General features: G+C 42.0%; 18 protein-coding genes and 1 riboswitch. Of the genes, 3 read left to right on the top strand and 15 right to left on the bottom strand.

The features are described from left to right. Positions 1 to 62 precede the first annotated feature (62 nt). Together CSV60_RS11155 and CSV60_RS11150 are read right to left on the bottom strand one after the other, a co-directional pair. Positions 63 to 1,277 carry an NAD(P)/FAD-dependent oxidoreductase gene (locus CSV60_RS11155; protein WP_099630807.1) on the bottom strand — a complete coding sequence of 405 codons (1,215 nt, stop codon included), beginning with the start codon at positions 1,275 to 1,277 and terminating at the stop codon, positions 63 to 65. 236 nt (positions 1,278 to 1,513) lie between these two features. Beyond that, the gene (locus CSV60_RS11150; RefSeq protein ID WP_099630806.1) at positions 1,514 to 1,879 is read right to left on the bottom strand and encodes a HesB/IscA family protein; all 366 of its coding nucleotides are present in this window, start codon (positions 1,877 to 1,879) and stop codon (positions 1,514 to 1,516) included. 119 nt (positions 1,880 to 1,998) lie between these two features. Here CSV60_RS11150 and CSV60_RS11145 point away from each other — a divergent pair, with 119 nt between their 5' ends. Continuing rightward, positions 1,999 to 2,703, top strand: coding sequence for a DUF2225 domain-containing protein (locus tag CSV60_RS11145; protein ID WP_199175273.1), 705 nt, complete (start codon positions 1,999 to 2,001; stop codon positions 2,701 to 2,703). A gap of 61 nt (positions 2,704 to 2,764) precedes the next feature. On the opposite strand, the gene CSV60_RS11140 is transcribed toward CSV60_RS11145, so the two are convergent. After that, positions 2,765 to 3,004 (bottom strand): NifU family protein, encoded by a 240-nt coding sequence (locus CSV60_RS11140; RefSeq protein WP_085131439.1) that lies wholly within the window; start codon positions 3,002 to 3,004, stop codon positions 2,765 to 2,767. Between the two features lie 83 nt (positions 3,005 to 3,087). On the opposite strand from CSV60_RS11140, the gene CSV60_RS11135 reads away from it, so the two are divergent. Continuing rightward, positions 3,088 to 3,414 carry a YuzD family protein gene (locus tag CSV60_RS11135; protein ID WP_099637055.1) on the top strand — a complete coding sequence of 109 codons (327 nt, stop codon included), beginning with the start codon at positions 3,088 to 3,090 and terminating at the stop codon, positions 3,412 to 3,414. A gap of 151 nt (positions 3,415 to 3,565) precedes the next feature. On the opposite strand, the gene CSV60_RS11130 is transcribed toward CSV60_RS11135, so the two are convergent. Next, a complete protein-coding gene (locus CSV60_RS11130) occupies positions 3,566 to 4,633 on the bottom strand; it encodes an NAD(P)/FAD-dependent oxidoreductase (protein WP_099637054.1) in 1,068 nt (355 codons plus the stop codon). A 138-nt stretch (positions 4,634 to 4,771) separates the two neighbouring features. On the opposite strand from CSV60_RS11130, the gene CSV60_RS11125 reads away from it, so the two are divergent. Next, positions 4,772 to 5,008: a YuzB family protein gene (locus CSV60_RS11125; protein ID WP_085131442.1), complete on the top strand. Its 237-nt coding sequence runs from the start codon at positions 4,772 to 4,774 to the stop codon at positions 5,006 to 5,008. Between the two features lie 163 nt (positions 5,009 to 5,171). Here the strand turns inward: CSV60_RS11125 and CSV60_RS11120 are convergent, their stop codons facing one another. The 11 genes from CSV60_RS11120 to CSV60_RS11075 form a co-directional block, all read right to left on the bottom strand. Beyond that, the gene (locus CSV60_RS11120; protein ID WP_233189605.1) at positions 5,172 to 5,939 is read right to left on the bottom strand and encodes a TIGR01457 family HAD-type hydrolase; all 768 of its coding nucleotides are present in this window, start codon (positions 5,937 to 5,939) and stop codon (positions 5,172 to 5,174) included. Next, a complete protein-coding gene (locus CSV60_RS11115) occupies positions 5,936 to 6,382 on the bottom strand; it encodes a DUF86 domain-containing protein (RefSeq protein WP_099637053.1) in 447 nt (148 codons plus the stop codon). Before CSV60_RS11115 ends, CSV60_RS11120 begins: the two co-directional genes overlap by 4 nt. Before the next feature lie 100 nt (positions 6,383 to 6,482). Beyond that, entirely contained in the window at positions 6,483 to 6,833 is a 351-nt protein-coding gene (locus CSV60_RS11110; protein WP_199175275.1) for a YutD family protein, read from the bottom strand. A gap of 18 nt (positions 6,834 to 6,851) precedes the next feature. Then, positions 6,852 to 7,817, bottom strand: coding sequence for a lipoyl synthase (gene lipA, locus CSV60_RS11105; RefSeq protein WP_099637051.1), 966 nt, complete (start codon positions 7,815 to 7,817; stop codon positions 6,852 to 6,854). Between the two features lie 280 nt (positions 7,818 to 8,097). After that, entirely contained in the window at positions 8,098 to 8,232 is a 135-nt protein-coding gene (locus CSV60_RS15775) for a methionine/alanine import family NSS transporter small subunit (protein WP_232319208.1), read from the bottom strand. Further along, positions 8,233 to 9,753, bottom strand: coding sequence for a sodium-dependent transporter (locus tag CSV60_RS11100; protein WP_099637050.1), 1,521 nt, complete (start codon positions 9,751 to 9,753; stop codon positions 8,233 to 8,235). A gap of 160 nt (positions 9,754 to 9,913) precedes the next feature. Continuing rightward, complete coding sequence (locus CSV60_RS11095) at positions 9,914 to 11,482, bottom strand: Na+/H+ antiporter NhaC family protein (protein ID WP_099637049.1); 1,569 nt, start codon at positions 11,480 to 11,482, stop codon at positions 9,914 to 9,916. 190 nt (positions 11,483 to 11,672) lie between these two features. After that, a riboswitch (Lysine riboswitch) is annotated at positions 11,673 to 11,848 on the bottom strand. Between the two features lie 55 nt (positions 11,849 to 11,903). After that, positions 11,904 to 12,671 (bottom strand): sporulation protein YunB, encoded by a 768-nt coding sequence (yunB, locus tag CSV60_RS11090; RefSeq protein ID WP_099637048.1) that lies wholly within the window; start codon positions 12,669 to 12,671, stop codon positions 11,904 to 11,906. 47 nt (positions 12,672 to 12,718) lie between these two features. Then, entirely contained in the window at positions 12,719 to 14,098 is a 1,380-nt protein-coding gene (locus tag CSV60_RS11085) for a bifunctional metallophosphatase/5'-nucleotidase (protein ID WP_233189607.1), read from the bottom strand. Positions 14,099 to 14,103: 5 nt separating this feature from the next. Next, the gene (locus tag CSV60_RS11080; protein ID WP_099637046.1) at positions 14,104 to 14,928 is read right to left on the bottom strand and encodes a sulfite exporter TauE/SafE family protein; all 825 of its coding nucleotides are present in this window, start codon (positions 14,926 to 14,928) and stop codon (positions 14,104 to 14,106) included. Further along, on the bottom strand, positions 14,928 to 15,788 hold the full coding sequence (locus CSV60_RS11075) for a DUF72 domain-containing protein (RefSeq protein ID WP_099637045.1): 861 nt from the start codon (positions 15,786 to 15,788) through the stop codon (positions 14,928 to 14,930). Before CSV60_RS11075 ends, CSV60_RS11080 begins: the two co-directional genes overlap by 1 nt. Between the last annotated feature and the right edge of the window lie 169 nt (positions 15,789 to 15,957).

The raw sequence follows: 15,957 nt of genomic DNA, 5'->3' as shown, positions 1-15,957 counted from the left end.
CTTATTGCCTATTTTCATGCACACAAAAAGCACTCGCAAAGGCGAGTGCTTTTCTATATTCATTATAATACGTTGAATTTACCTTTTTTAATCGTTAATCCAAGACCGCCGATCATGAATAGAGCACGGTTATCGATCATTTTCTTCATGAAGGATGCCTTCGCACCTGTCACTTTTTTATCGAATACCACACCAATCGCATCGGAATCACCTAGAGAACAAACGCTACCTTTTAAATCCGGTACGAATTCTTTCGTTGGGTTCCCTTTCATCAATGCAATAATATTGTTAGCAATCATCTCGCCTTGTTGCATAGCGATTTGTGCAGTTGGTGGGTACGGACGATTGATCGCTTCGTTGATCATCAATGCACAATCACCTACAATAAATACATCATCGAATCCTGGTGCACGCATATCTTTTTCAACTTTAACACGAGCACGCATGTTTTCTATACCCGATTCTTCGATCAAGTGGTTACCGCGAACGCCAGCAGCCCATACGACTGTACCCGCTTTGATGAATTCAAACTCATCTTCGCCTTTTTTAATCTTCACGCCTTCAGGAGTCGCTTCAACAACCGGCGTGCCGATAGAGAATTCTATGCCTTTTGCACCCAATTGACGCACCGCGTATTCCACCAGTTCCGGATCGAAACCAGGCAAGACCATTGGCGCTGCTTCTACACAAAGAATGCGCACTTTTTTGGCTGGTACATCATATTCTTTACATAGTTCTGGTACACGGTCTCCTAGTTCACCAAGGTACTCGATTCCTGTGAATCCAGCCCCACCTACGATGATAGTCAAACGGCTATCATCTTTAACTTCTTCAGTAGACCATGTAGCGAATTGATATTCCATGTGATCACGAATGTGACGAGCTGCATTCACATTGGCAATGGATAATGCGTACTTGTCCAAACCTGGGATTCCGAAAGTTTCTCCTTCGAAACCAAGACCAATTACTAAATAATCATATGTGTGAGAACCGAGGTTCGTTTTGACGTTTTTCGTTGCGACATCGATGCCCGTAACTTCAGCTTCGATGAACTTTACTTTATTGCTATTGATTACACTGGATATATCGTAGCGAACTTGTTCTGGAGTTAACGTTCCAGCTGCCGCTTCATGCAACCATGTAGATTCATAGTGATAGTCATTTTTGTTGATTAGAACGATATCTGCTTCATCTGCACCTAATGACTTTTGTAAATTCACAACAGTCATCAAACCGCCATAACCTGCACCCAATACTAAGATTGTTGGTCTTTTCACGTAAATCGAACCACCTTTTAGTTTCTTAAACGCCGAGTACGTGTAAAATCAATCTTACTTATTTTGCAGTGCCGGCATTTAGTTTGATATGAATAGAATCTTACTTTCATTTCCTATAGTAGACCTTTTGCGAACGTATTTCAACAGAATTATAATTGTGCAAATAATCAATTTAGACTAGTAATGTAGCGTCCTTATAATTCCCTCACATTCCGCTCGACTAATCACTTCTTCATTTACTCGCAATCTGCCGGAGCGCCAGCTTTGTTAGCTGTTCTAAATGAAGTACCACAACCACAATTTGCAATGGCATTCGGATTGTCGATGGTGAAGCCGCCACCCATTAAAGATTCTTTATAATCCACTTTTGTCCCTACAAGAATCGCTGCATCCTCTTCTTTAATAACTACAGGAATTCCATGTGCAGTATACGAAATATCATCCTCTTCTTTTTCCTGGGCAAAACCAAGACCGTATGTCAACCCGCTACAACCTCCGCCATTAACGGAAACGCGCAAGAAAGATCCTTCTTCTTCATTATGTGTCATCATTTTTTTTACGTGAAATGCCGCTGCTTCTGTTATCTCTACTGTGTTCGTCATGAATACCACTCACTTTCCACGTTTTCTTTTTATCATATCAATCTTTTTCCTCACAATGCAAACAAATAGCCCCCCACTAGGTCTATTATAATGTACAATAAGACTTAGGACAGAAAGGGATGATACTAGTGGAAATTAGCCCGTTTTATGAGAAAAAAATGCAGTGCTTACTGTGTAAAGAGCATTTCCCTACTACTAAAGTTCGTTCTCGCCAAGTACGAGTAGTTAATCATGATAGCGATTTTAGGCCTATTTACTTGGACAAGGAAGTTAATCCTATTTTTTATAATGTTGCCGTATGTCCGAATTGCGGTTTTGCATTTACTGATGATTTCGCTCCCTACTTTGCGCCCGGCACAAAAGAAATGATCGCTAAAAACATAACAGCTAAATGGCATAGCCGCTCTTTTGGTGGCGTACGGACGAAAGAGCAAGCAATTGAAGCCTATAAATTAGCATATTTAAATGCCAATTTTAAAAAAGAAAAGTATTTAACGATAGCAGGAATCATGTTACGTATCGCTTGGATTTATCGTAATGAGGGAAACCGTCAGAAAGAAATGCGTTATCTTGAAATATCTCGCGACCTCTACATAAAGGCATTTTCTGAAGGTGATTATATCGGAACACAAATGTCTGAAACCCGTGTGCAATATATCATTGCGGAATTATCTTGGCGCATTCATGATCGCGCAGAAGCCATACGAAACTTCTCACGTGTAATTGAAACGCAAAACAGATCAACCGAACCTACAATCATCAAAATGGCCAAAGATCGATGGCAAGAAATCCGTGATGAGGAAACCGCTCATAAAACCAGTTGAATAAGGAAAACCGTGCAAAGAAGGTTATACTTCATTTGCACGGCTTTTTTATTTAGTGAAATTAAAATACTTGTTCTACTTCTACTACACCTGGTACTTCTTCAAGTAATGCACGTTCAATGCCAGCTTTTAATGTAATCGTTGAACTAGGGCAAGTACCGCATGCTCCTAATAGGCGCAGCTTCACTATTCCTTCGTCAATATCCACTAGTTCGCAGTCCCCTCCGTCTCGCAAGAGGAATGGGCGCAATTTATCTAGCACTTCTTTTACCGGCTCATATAATTTAATATCTGTTGTCATTGTAAACACACTCTCCTTTCCTTATACTTATTATAAACTGCCCAGCAGAAAAAATCCAATAATGAATCGGAGGTTTGATTAATATGTCGCAATCCCCTGTAACAATTGAAGTATATGGAGCAGAAGTCATCTGTGCCAGTTGTGTAAATGCACCTTCTTCCAAAGATACGTATGAATGGCTTCAAGCAGCAATATCGAGAAAGTACCCTGAACAACCGTTTTCTATTACGTATATTGATATCGATCAAGAATTAACCGAATCACGACAGCGGGAAATCGTCGAAAAAATTCGTGATGATGAGTATTTTTATCCACTCGTCATGATTAATGATGAAATGATCGGAGAAGGCCATATTCAACTAAAGCCTGTTTTTAACGCATTAGAAGCACAAGGTTTTCAAGCCGAATAAATTGAGAAATTGATGGATTAATTGAGAACAATATATTCATTGAAGCGGTCGTTCTATGTGGAACTGACCGCTTCTTTGTATGCAATGAACGATAGGCAATATCATAACTAAAAAAAGCCACTTCATGGAAGTGACTTGCAGATTGTTGAATTTACCCGTTATGCCATTTGTACATCCATAGCAAGCCAGATTTCATTAAACGGGCGATTCTTCCTGTAACGGTACGATCCGCTAAGTACGCAAATCCTTGCTTCTTCCCTAACGAACCCATGAAACCTTTTAGTTTCAGCTCCGGCATTTCAAGCATTAGCGGCTCACCTTTCCAAGTGGAGCGTAATACTTGAACGATTTGCTCGCCTTGAACTTCTGCCAACTGAGCGCTTGGTGCATGTGGAAGCGCAGCGATGTCCCCGACAACGTAAATGTTTCGGTAACTTGGAACTTGGTGGTATTGATTGAGTACGATACGGCCTGAACGGTCTTTCTGAATGACTAAATCGTCCACAACCTTGCCTGGCTTAATACCAGCTGTCCAAACGACTGCATCTACATCGATTGTATCTTCATGATTATAGAGAGTATGTTCGCCTACTTTGGTAATGTTCGAATTCGCTACGACTTCTACATCGTTTTGATCAAACCAACCTTTTACGAAGTTACTCAATCGTTCAGGGAAGTCACGTAAAATACGCGGGCTCCGATCGAATAATTTAATCTTCAAATCCGGACGACTCTCACGTAACTCACTCGCTAATTCGATACCGCTAAGTCCCGCACCTACGATTCCCACTGTTGCGCCATCGCCTAGTCCGAGTAACGTCTGATACGTCCGGCGGGATTTCCCAATCGTTTGGATACTCAGCGTATGTTCAGCTGCTCCAGGTACGTTGTGGTAATTATCTTCACTACCTAGTCCGATGACCAATTCGTCGTATGCAAGTGCTTGTCCGTCTGCCAACAACACTTCTTTTTCTTCTGGCTTGATTTCTTGAATCTCGCCTTCTACCACTTTCAATTGGTCATGAACAGGGATCGCGACGCGCACATCGGCATCCGACACAGTTCCCGCTGCCAATGCATAAAATTCTGTTTTCAAACTATGAAATAAGGTTCTGTCGACAAGTGTAATTTCAATATCGCTTGGTAAATCTTTATTTAGTAAACGCAATAAAATTCTCATGTTACCATAGCCGGCACCTAGTAAAAGTAATTTTCTCATAATGTCCTCCTTCTATGTCCATTTTCTCGTGCATCTCATTTGCTAGTATAACAGTATGTGACAACTTTCACAATATGTCATGTTCATTGACGCTTTTGTAAAAAAAGAGTACCATTTCTAGTAGGCGAGGTGAGAAAGATGAATCCCATCGTGGAGTTTTGTATGAGTAATTTGGCTAACGGTGCCTACCCTGTATTCGAAACGTTGGAACGGGACCCAAACATTGACGTACTCGAATACGGCTGTTTGAGCTATTGTACGAAATGTAGCGACACATTGTACGCGATTGTTAATGGTGAACTTGTCGAAGCGGATACAGCGGATGAATTGACGAAGCAAATTTATCAGTTCATTGAAGAAAATCCACTTTTTTAATAAAATACCGTCAACAGGATGTCTTCTAGCGATTATGCTTCTAGAGACATCCTTTTTTGCTATAGTCCACTATCATTGTCCACTATTCCCTAATAGCTCCCCTGTTAAACAAAAAAGCTATCGCAAGAAGCCTGTGTGTAACGACTTCTTCGATAGCTTCTTATTACTTCAGCCATTCCGCAAGCGAATTCAGCATATAAGTAGGTTGTTGCGCTTTCTTTAGCACATCTTCTCTACGCGTGACTCCTGTCGCGACATACGCTGTATCTATACCATAGCGAATACCCGCCATGATATCCGTATCGTAATTATCGCCGATCAGGATCATGTCTTCCTTCTCGTACATTCCTTGCTGCCGGATGAACTCCAGCATATGCGGCTCTGGTTTTCCAACAATGAGTGGCTTTGTATCAGTCGCCGCCTCCATCAACTTAAGGAAAGAACCGTTAGCTGGTACTAGTCCTTTTTCAGTCGGGAATTTAATATCTTGATTGGTGCCTAAGAAATGAGCACCGTTACGTATCGCCAGACAAGCATTCGCGAGTTTGTCGTATGTAACCTGACGATCGAGTCCCATTACCACCACATCTGGATTCGTTGTGGTGATCGTAATATTTTCGAGTTCCAATGCCTCACGCAATCCTTCTTCACCAATCATCATGACATTTGCACCGTCATAATGCTGTTTGCAATAACGAGCCAGTGTGGTGGCTGAATTCATGATGAAATCAGTTTCTGTACTCACACCAAAACTTGCTAGTTTCTTCTGTTGCGCAGTACGTGTCAAGGCAGCGTTATTCGTAATGAAATATGTTCCCCTACCCTCAGCTTGGCACGCCGCAACGAAATCTACCGCTTCTTGGATAGGTTCACTACCACGATACATCGTGCCATCCAAATCGAAACAATACGCTTTATATTGCCTCATCATTCTGTCGGAAGAAACGCCGAGACTGGACCTAATTCATTCGTTAAGTAGTCTCGAACTTGTCCTGGGAATTGTTGTAGTTCTTTAAGCGTCTCGCAAATGGATTGTACTACTTTATCCGCATCGACTTCCACGAATTGGCGGACAATCATTGGGCGTAATGAAATGAATGCCTTTAATGGAGTGGCTTGCTCGGATAGGATCACTTTTTCATCTTCAAGAATATCGATTATATCGTCGTAACTTCCAGGGTCACGCATGATGAATCCGTCGATCATAGAATTACCTACGTCAATGATTCCTTCAATCAAACCGTGTGCAATTCGCTCTAAAGCCAGCTTATTTACATCGCTTTGTAGCCAGTTCGTTTCCTTTTTGAAAATATCGATCAACTGCTCCATATACACTAATGTTTTATTGATTTGGTTTTGATCTACAAAATACATACTGTTCTTCCTCCTCATATATCTCATACTTCTATCTTACCATATTTATTGCGAAACGAATGAAGGCTCCGAGCTAATTTGCCCGAAGCTTTCATTTTTATTAGTCTATTTTTGAAGTAGATGGCGTTTCAGAAAGTACTTCGTCCACCGCTTCCACTTCCGTTAGTTCCGCTTTTATTTTTCCAATCTTTTTCAAGATAAAATAAGCACAACCGAAATTACAGTATTCATAAATATAATCTTGGACAGTACTAATTTTCGTTTCATATGTGGATTTGGAATTACGGTCATCAAAAAAGCCTTTTAATCGTAATTGACCATATCCCCAGTCACCCAAGATAAAGTCATACTTTAACAGTACTTCGCTAAAGCGTTCGTTCAAGGCTTCTTCATCGAACCCATCGCGAAACTCTTCTGCAATTTCATATTGCATATTCTCTACAATAACCATTCTCTGCTTCACTTCCATTTAACTGCTCGCTTGTCCTTCAAGTTTCAGCAGTTCGTCACCTTGGCGCTGTTTTTCTCTGGCCGAAGCATTAACTTGCTCGTCTGCGTGGTAACTTGAACGCACAAGCGGCCCCGCCTCACAATGAGAAAATCCTTTAGTCATTGCGATTTTCCGCAACTCACCAAACTCGTCAGGCGAATAGTATTTTACGACTTTAGCGTGTTTTTTTGTTGGTTGCAAGTATTGACCAATTGTCATGATATCTACGTTGTGTGCACGCAGATCATCCATTGTCTCAATAATTTCTTCCATTGTTTCTCCGAGTCCTACCATTAGTGAAGACTTTGTCGGGATCTCGGGATACATGTTTTTGGCACGTTGAAGTAATTCAAGTGAACGATCATATGTTGCACGCGCACGAATTCTCGGTGTTAAACGACGTACTGTTTCAATATTATGATTGAGGATATCTGGTTTTGCATCCATCAAACGTTGCAAGTTCTCTATGTCTCCACCCATATCCGATGGCAATACTTCAATAGACGTAAATGGGTTCTTCCTGCGTATCGCACGAATGGTTTCCGCGAAAATCGCAGAGCCTCCATCTTTTAGATCATCGCGTGCTACGGCAGTGACAACGGCATGTTTTAAATTCATCAATTCAACTGATTCCGCTACGCGTTCCGGTTCAGCGGTGTCAAGTTCATTAGGTAAACCTGTTTTAACTGCACAGAAACGACATGCCCGTGTACACACAGCCCCTAAGATCATAAAGGTAGCTGTACGTCGCTCTCCCCAACACTCATGAATGTTCGGACAACGCGCTTCTTCACATACGGTATTCAAGTTTTTTTCGCGCATTAATTTCTTTAAACCTGTATAGTTCTCATTGGTGTTCAGCTTAATTTTCAGCCAATCCGGCTTTCTAACATGCTCAGATTTTCTTCCTGTTTCAGGTTTGCATGACAACGCTACCGACTCCATTCTGTTGATAGATTCTTCTCATGTCAATGTAACATAAATTCAGATAACCTTCAATTATAGATGACACACATTGCAAGCAATAAGGTAAGCGAGTAGAAATTTGGAATAGGATGACTGATTTTGGATTTCCGCTGTTGTGGTGGATGATTTCTAATACGCGTGGCTTTGACCCCTTACATTACTTAAGCATCCTCCTGCAGCGTCGATCAACGGTGCACCCGCCAACTTACAACAAAAAACACCTGCAACCATATTTCCGGTTACAGGTGTCCATCGTTTACTATTCGATTTTGAATTTCTTTCGAAACTTACTGAGGATCGTAGCGTAAAAGATGCTAATAAATAGACCGCCCCAGATGATTGTCACACCAAGTAGCATCATGAGAATTGCAGAGCCGCTCATTCCTGTATCCATTTATAGCCCCCCTTTATCTTCTTCATAATCTGTTGTAATTCGTGTGTTGTCTTTCCACTTTAATGACGTGAAAACGATCGACATCACAAATGCGCCAATTGCTACCGGCCAGCCAATCGTCCATAAGAACGATGTAGGGTATCCTTCATAGTTTTCTGCGATGTTATCTTTGATGAGGAAGAATAACATCGTACCCAATACTACTGGTGTGATGAATGATAATGATACTTTCCACCACCAGCCAAGACGAATATCTGATACTGCGTTAGCATGCTGTTCGAACAGACCAAGTTTTCTGAACACCCAAGCCAGTAAGACCACTTCAATTAGACCGATGACTGCGATACCAAATTGGTTGATAAAGTAATCCGCTACGTCTAAGAAGTATAAACCACCGTTCGTTGCATACAGCAGGGAGATGACGGCTGATAATCCGACACCGATCGTCACCGAACGACGTCTTGAAATATTGAATTTATCTGCCATACCTGCGATGTACGTTTCACAAATCGAGATGAGTGAGGTGATCCCGGCAAGTGTCAGCGACAGGAAGAAGAATGCACCGAACAGGCCATTTAATCCTGGCATTTGATTAATAATTTCAGGGAATACGACGAACGCAAGCCCTACACCTGCCGTGGCTACGTCTGCTACGTCTACTCCTTGATTCGTTGCCATGAATCCTAGTACCGCGAATACTCCGATACCTGCCAGTAACTCGACAGAAGAGTTTGCAAAACCTGTAATAAAGGCGTTATTTGTAATATCGGATTTCTTTGGTAAATAACTAGAATACGTGATCATAATGGCAAATGCGATCGATAAACTGAAGAAGATATGTCCATACGCTGCAACCCATACACGAGGGTTCAGTAACTTATCGACATCTGGTTTAAAGAACGCATCCAGTCCAACCATAGCTCCATCAAGTGTGATGGCACGGATGACGACAAATAAGAAGAGTAAGAAAAGAACAGGAATAAATATCCGATTCGCCAATTCAATCCCTTTCTTGACACCACCCATTAGGATGATGTAACAAATCACCCAGACAAGTAGTAAGGGTAATACTACACCTCCAACGAGTCCTCCGACTTCTCCAGGTTTATCCGCTAAACTCAGAACATCTCCGAAGAAGAATGCTTCTGGATCCTTCCCCCACGATAAACTAAATGAGTAGACGGTATATTTCATAGCCCATGCAATGATTACGGCATAATAGGTAGAAATAACGAAGGATACAAAGATCCCCCACCAGCCTAGAAACTCGGCTTTTTTTCCATTCAATCGGAAGAATGAAAGGGGGGCTGATCCACGATATTTATGTCCAATCGTGAATTCCAAAATCAGGATCGGAATACCTGCTGTTAAAAGGGCAAATAAGTACGGGATAAAAAATGCGCCGCCGCCATTTTCATAGGCGACATAAGGAAAGCGCCAAATGTTTCCGAGTCCTACAGCCGAACCCACTGCAGCCAGTATAAAACCAGCTCTCGTTCCCCACTGTGAACGATTTTCCATACAACTTCACCTCTTTTTTGTTATTTTACAAAACTTTTACCATTTGATTTATTCTGACAACTCTAGTTCTGTATATTTAGTATAAACAGCCTAATTAGAGATGTCAAAACAAATTTAGACTAAGAATGAAGTAATTATCACTCTTAGTCTAAATGGTAAACTATGCTATTTGTTCTGGGTGTTTCTTACCTTTGGCACTCAAATACGCGAATAATACTATTAGAGTAATAATAACAGCTGCTAAACCGATCCACACAGAACCCGTCAGCCCGAGCACAACATACCCGATTGCTGCTACAGCAGCTGCGACAAGCGCGTAAGGTAATTGTGTGGACACGTGATCCATATGGTTACAACCTGCTCCAGTAGAAGAAAGAATAGTCGTATCGGAAATCGGTGAACAGTGATCTCCAAATACTGCGCCAGCAAGTACTGCCGCCAATGCCGGTAATAATAATTCAGGTGCTGCATTGACCATAATGGTACCCGCAATTGGCATTAAGATACCGAAAGAACCCCATGAGGTACCTGTCGAGAATGCCATTAATCCCGCTAATATAAAGATCAAAACCGGAAGGAACGTGACTGGAATATTTAATTGCTCTACCATGGTAGATAGGAATAGACCTGTATCTAAGGAAGCGATTAGCTCAGTCAATCCCCAAGCGAAAATTAAGATGAGAATGGCAGGCATCATCGCTTTCACTCCGCTAATCAATGCACGCCACATCCATGATACACTTGCTGTTTCGTTCTTTTTCATTTGCAGAATATATAACAACATAGCTAGCAAAGTAGCCGTAACACCACCAATTACCAAAGAGAACGGTACATCAGTGTTTTCAAATATTGCCCAGATATCGAAAACGCCCGCTTCTTTATAGCCAGTAACAATCATCATGCCGAGCGTTACCACAATCAACGTCACGATCGGTGCAACCAAATCGCGAACTTTGCCGTGCGTATGCTCAGGGAATTCTTCCTTTAGCTGACCTGGAATTTCTTTACCTTGATCATAAAGTTCGCCTTCATTCATGGCACGGTCTTCATGTTTCTTCATTTCAAAGAAGTCATTATTCGTCCAAGCAAAGAAGAAGACCATGGACAATGTCGCAATGACATAGAAGTTCATCGGCGCCATCAAAATAAATGCCGTTAATGGCGAATAGCTCACCGCTGCTGTCGTACCTAAAATAAGTGCAAGTTGTCCAATCAAGAATGCGCCCCAACTCGAGATGGGTGACACGACACAAATAGGTGCTGACGTTGAGTCAATGAAGTATGCCAATTTCGCACGAGAGATTTTGTGCTGATCTGTAATGGGTCTTGCAATCTGTCCAACTGCCAAGGCATTGAAGTAGTCATCTACAAAAATTGCAATCCCTAGCCCCATCGTCAACAGCTTCGCGCCACGTTTTGTACGGATGCGTTTAACTGCCCAGCGTGCAAATGCGGCGCTCCCTCCGGATAAACTGACGAATGCCGTAATGACACCTAGTAATAATAGAAATAACATAATAAATATATTATATGTATTGAGCCCGCCATCCCAAAACGAAACTGTCATGGCCCTCCATACACCTTTTAATGTCTCAAACGGAGCAAAGTTCGCTAAAAGTAAAGCCGCTGTAACAATTCCCGCTCCTAATGATAATAATACTCTCCTCGTCGCCAACACCATCACGATGGCGATAATAGGAGGCAAAATAGAGACCCATGTTCCGATCATTGTAATTCCCCTCTTTCTAGTTGCTAGATGATATCGAAATGCAGAAGATCTATCGAAGAGTGGAAAGCAAATACTATCCTGTAATTCCTTAATTTACCGATAAAAAAGCCAACCCCACAGGCAATAGCATACGTGTAGGAGTCGGCCAGTCAATTGATCAAGCAATACATTCATAAATCGCAGTACAATTGGCAACTGTAGCTCTCCATACATTTATCGCTGTATGACAGTGTCATTCCTCTTTGAAATGACCCCAACTTGAGAAGTTGACCCTTCTCAAACTTCGGCATTGTCTCCTTTCGCTCGCGGTCATAGATGTCACTCTCTCGCCAGGTACTTATAAACAATGCAGCCTCTACGTAAGTCTCGATATTCTTCTGTTCTTAGTGTAGCAATAATTGACTTTGTTCACAATAGCCTTTTACTCCGTCTTCTCTAGCGGAACTTCGATTTGTGCTGGCGTTTGCTCTCCTTTTGAATAAATTTGTGGTACCTTTCCTCTGATCAAGCCAATTGCAATCGGTATTTTCTGCTCCACTACACTTCTGCTAGTTGCTAGCGGAACGATAATCTGCACATTGACTTGCAACATCAGATACACTTCCACATAGGCATTATTAATACCAAATTCACGAATATCGGTTTCTACTGTTGCATGTACATCTCCAATGACGTGGAAGCGGATTGGGATTTTCGGCCCCAAGTTACCGAGCAACGGGATATTCGCTGCTTGCCCAATCGGAACGAAAAATACAATACCTTGTTCTTTTTCCATACGATCAGGATTGTACTCGAGATCTCCGAGTGGCGGTAGCATATCGAGATCTCCGCCTTCTGCACGCTCCAGATGATTTTCAACAAGCTGATGAATTTCTGACATGACCTGGCTGATAATTTCAGCGTTAAACTTCGTTGTCACCGTATCTGTTGTATCATCGGGAACATTTTCTATAATTTCATTGACATCGTAAACACTGGTGGATCGATTGTTTATCGCTTGACTGATCACGTAACTGGCTATTTTCTGCGTTTGCACTTCGGCATATTGTGTATAGATTGGCGTTAGCTGTTTATTGACCGTATAGAAAAATATCGCCACTCCCACCATGATGGTTGGGATGACAAAGCGCAGAATAGTTTTTCCATAGTTAAACTTCTTTGGTCGTTTTTGATTCGTATAAAACCGCATGAAAACGCCTCCTACTTCACATTATGCGAAATAGGAGGCGGACATAACTAACGCTCATTGAAATATTTCCTTCCATACCAACCGAGGATATCGCGAAGCATTTCCGGCATGATATATTCTTTCTTCGCTTCTTTTAATATCGGATAGAAAAAGCCAAACGTGAACATATCAAGTGTTGCCAACGTGTACATTTTACCGGGTTCTACCAAACGGTTGCCTGCAAATAATTGTCCGTCCGTGTTACGGTATAAGTGTTCATGTATCATACTACCCATCAGCGTCCCACGAAATCCTAAACCTTTTATCGGAAGTTCCGTCCACTTCGGATCAAGTGATTGCTCATAGACTGTCAGCAAATCCATGCCATCTAAATGAATTAGGCAAGGATTGATAGGGTGTGGCAATAAAGAGTGCAAATCCCCTTTTGTCACCCAGCCTTTATCTAAACTACCAAGGAAAATACCCGCGTTGAAAAGCGCACAGTCGGCATCAAGATACGTAAGTAACGCGCGACCAAACAGCGAGGATAATGGACTGTCTCCTGTAAGACGCTGTGATAATGGAGATGGATTATAAAACACGGGCACTTCTAGTGTCTCTTCCCCTTTAGCAAATAAGCTATTCACCTGTTCCATATCCTCTTCTGACATTTCCATCATCTGTGTTGGAAAAACCTCTGCTTTCATATGAACGACTTGACCTGTCATACGGTCTATATCGATCTGGACGTGACCGACATACTGACCGAATTTTTCCGCAGCCGCAAGTAGCGTGTCGTCAATCCATTCACCATTTTGTAATAAATGGTGTGTGTGCGCTCCTAAAATCACATCGATCTCCGGGCATTGCACAGCTAAAATACGATCTTCATTGATTCCTAAATGTGAGAGACACACGATGACATCGCATTGAGGACGCAAGTTGCGGGCCATTTCCCGCAACGCCGCGTGCGGTTCGCTTACGCACCAGCCTAGTTGTTCATAAAAATCATAGTATGGCGCTGTGGCACCGATGACACCGACGCGCACACCTTCCGTGGTCTCCAATATTGTGGACGTCTTCGCCCAGTATGGTAGCTTACCACCCTGTTCAGTCAAGTTGCAGAGCACTACATCAAAGTGCGCATCTTCATATAATCTATTTAACGCTTCCTTTGACATGGTGATTCCTTCATTATTGCCAATCGTTACCGCGTCGTATCCTGCTTTGTTTAATAATTCAATATTCCCTTTCCCTTCTGTTCCTTCGGTAAACGGATGAGACCGATCAATATGGTCTCCAATATCAAATAGAAAACAATGCTCCCCATTCTCTTCAGCTTGTTGCTTCCGCTTAGTAAGAAAGTGATGAATTTGCGGCCAATTCTCGAAATGACTATGGACGTCATTCGTATGATAAATATGGATCGTTGCTACCGTCTCCTTCATATGTGTCAACCCCAAATCCCCTCATAGATGGAACGAAGTCCAAAGACGAGTAAAATGATGCGTATGACTAAAACCAATGTATCTGATTTCATTTTGCTGTTTAAATAGGCGCCGAGCATGCCACCAAAATAGGCGCCCGGCACGACAGGTATCGTATACAGCCATGGCACATGACCGAGTGAAATATGAGATACCGAGTTAACGATTGCTGATAAAAACACCATAAGCATAGATGTCGCAACAGCGACGTGTGGCGGGAACAAGAATAGTAAAATCATTGCCGGCACAATCATCGTACCGCCACCTATTCCGAATAAGCCCGACGTAAATCCAATGAACAATGCCAATAAGATGGCAAACCAAATTGGGTAGCCATAGATATGTGTTTTACCTTGCGGATCAGTAAACTTAATCTTTTTTCCATTGTCTACAAACCATCTAATCGGTTTCAAATATTTTCTCGTTAATAACAGTGTAGATAAAATGATGAGCAATATGCCAAAATATAAATTAAATGAGGACAAACTTACGCTTTTATTGACTAGCGCTCCAAGAATGATACCCGGTATACTCGCGGCGAAAAATAACCATGCACTGCGATAATCAATCGTCTTTACTTTCATATAAGACAGTGTCGATCCAAGTCCATTCGCAATCATCATGATGACCGATAAGCCCACTACACTTTGCGGTGTAATATCAGGAATCATTCCTAAATTTAATCCGACAAACAATGTGACAGGAACCAAGATGGTTCCTCCACCGAGGCCCGCAATCGAACCGATAATACCGGATGCTAAACCTATTAACGCGAGTACTACAAATTCCATCAGTGATCCCCCTCAAATAAATTCAGTTGCTTGGTGAGAGGCTGACCGTATTCTATGTTAAGTAATCGTGCAAATTGTTTGGCGTTCTTCGCTGCATGCTGGCCGGAGTTATTATTAAAGATGACAAATACGTCTTCAGTCTGCTTCTGAAGATGTTTCACGATGTCACGCATACTCTCTAACTCTTTTTCATTATAATCATAAAGATAGCGGACTTTACGCCATGCTTTACTATCTCCCGTAGTATTTACCCACCCTTTATCATTGCGACCGTGAAGACGTAACAAAACTTTCGGATCCGTTGCAACTGGGACTAGCGGCACACTTCCGTCCCCTACTTGCGGCTCATCACAAACGACATGGATGATGTTCAAGTCTTTCAGAAAGTCGAGTGTTTTCTCTCGATAAGCTGGAGAATACCACGTTTGATTGCGAAACTCTACAGCGATTGGCAACGGCTGTAATTGTTCATGCACATAGCGAATGCGATCCACATTTTCCTTCTTACAATCGAACCAAGGTGGAAACTGTACCAGTACCATCGCAAGCTTCCCCGCTTCAACAAATGACGTCAGGGACAGCTTAAACAGCGAGAACATCTCCTCTTCAGATTCATATGGTAACTTTCCACGCTGATGACCTGTAATACCCTGATACGCCTTCACGACAAATTGAAAATTAGCGGGCGTTTCCTCTGTCCATTTATCCATAACTTTTTTCGATTGTATAGCATAAAACGTCGAATCCAGCTCAACGATTGGAAAGTGTTTACTATAATCTAGTAGTTTTTTATTCGCGACTGTATTCTCATTGTATAGACTTGGATGGTCTCCCCACCCTGTCAGACCAACATGTATCATGGAAAGCCCTCCTCTTATGATCTTTAGCTTAGTGTATCATATCTCATGTATTTTCGGAAAAATCATACTTCCTGATTTGGTAGTATGATTTTCTATAATTCGCCTAGTCAACCGATTTTATTTTCACGCAAAAAAGCGTCCCGAGATAGGATCTCCGAGACACTTCTTT

The organism is Sporosarcina sp. P7, assembly GCF_002743425.1.
In the GTDB taxonomy this organism is placed as follows: domain Bacteria; phylum Bacillota; class Bacilli; order Bacillales_A; family Planococcaceae; genus Sporosarcina.
The sequence above is the reverse complement of the archived record's forward strand: the minus strand, read 5'-3'. Positions and strand labels throughout refer to the sequence as shown.

Coding starts and splice junctions, on each gene's coding strand:
- CSV60_RS11075 (WP_099637045.1), bottom strand. CDS start 15,788: ATGATACATGTTGGTCTGACAGGGTGGGGAGACCATCCAAGTCTATAC.
- CSV60_RS11110 (WP_199175275.1), bottom strand. CDS start 6,833: ATGGTTATTGTAGAGAATATGCAATATGAAATTGCAGAAGAGTTTCGC.
- CSV60_RS11080 (WP_099637046.1), bottom strand. CDS start 14,928: ATGGAATTTGTAGTACTCGCGTTAATAGGTTTAGCATCCGGTATTATC.
- CSV60_RS11120 (WP_233189605.1), bottom strand. CDS start 5,939: ATGATGAGGCAATATAAAGCGTATTGTTTCGATTTGGATGGCACGATG.
- CSV60_RS11130 (WP_099637054.1), bottom strand. CDS start 4,633: ATGAGAAAATTACTTTTACTAGGTGCCGGCTATGGTAACATGAGAATT.
- CSV60_RS11115 (WP_099637053.1), bottom strand. CDS start 6,382: ATGTATTTTGTAGATCAAAACCAAATCAATAAAACATTAGTGTATATG.
- lipA (WP_099637051.1), bottom strand. CDS start 7,817: ATGGAGTCGGTAGCGTTGTCATGCAAACCTGAAACAGGAAGAAAATCT.
- CSV60_RS11145 (WP_199175273.1), top strand. CDS start 1,999: ATGATACTAGTGGAAATTAGCCCGTTTTATGAGAAAAAAATGCAGTGC.
- yunB (WP_099637048.1), bottom strand. CDS start 12,671: ATGCGGTTTTATACGAATCAAAAACGACCAAAGAAGTTTAACTATGGA.
- CSV60_RS11140 (WP_085131439.1), bottom strand. CDS start 3,004: ATGACAACAGATATTAAATTATATGAGCCGGTAAAAGAAGTGCTAGAT.
- CSV60_RS11125 (WP_085131442.1), top strand. CDS start 4,772: ATGAATCCCATCGTGGAGTTTTGTATGAGTAATTTGGCTAACGGTGCC.
- CSV60_RS11100 (WP_099637050.1), bottom strand. CDS start 9,753: ATGGAAAATCGTTCACAGTGGGGAACGAGAGCTGGTTTTATACTGGCT.
- CSV60_RS11135 (WP_099637055.1), top strand. CDS start 3,088: ATGTCGCAATCCCCTGTAACAATTGAAGTATATGGAGCAGAAGTCATC.
- CSV60_RS11085 (WP_233189607.1), bottom strand. CDS start 14,098: ATGAAGGAGACGGTAGCAACGATCCATATTTATCATACGAATGACGTC.
- CSV60_RS11150 (WP_099630806.1), bottom strand. CDS start 1,879: ATGACGAACACAGTAGAGATAACAGAAGCAGCGGCATTTCACGTAAAA.
- CSV60_RS15775 (WP_232319208.1), bottom strand. CDS start 8,232: ATGGATACAGGAATGAGCGGCTCTGCAATTCTCATGATGCTACTTGGT.
- CSV60_RS11095 (WP_099637049.1), bottom strand. CDS start 11,482: ATGATCGGAACATGGGTCTCTATTTTGCCTCCTATTATCGCCATCGTG.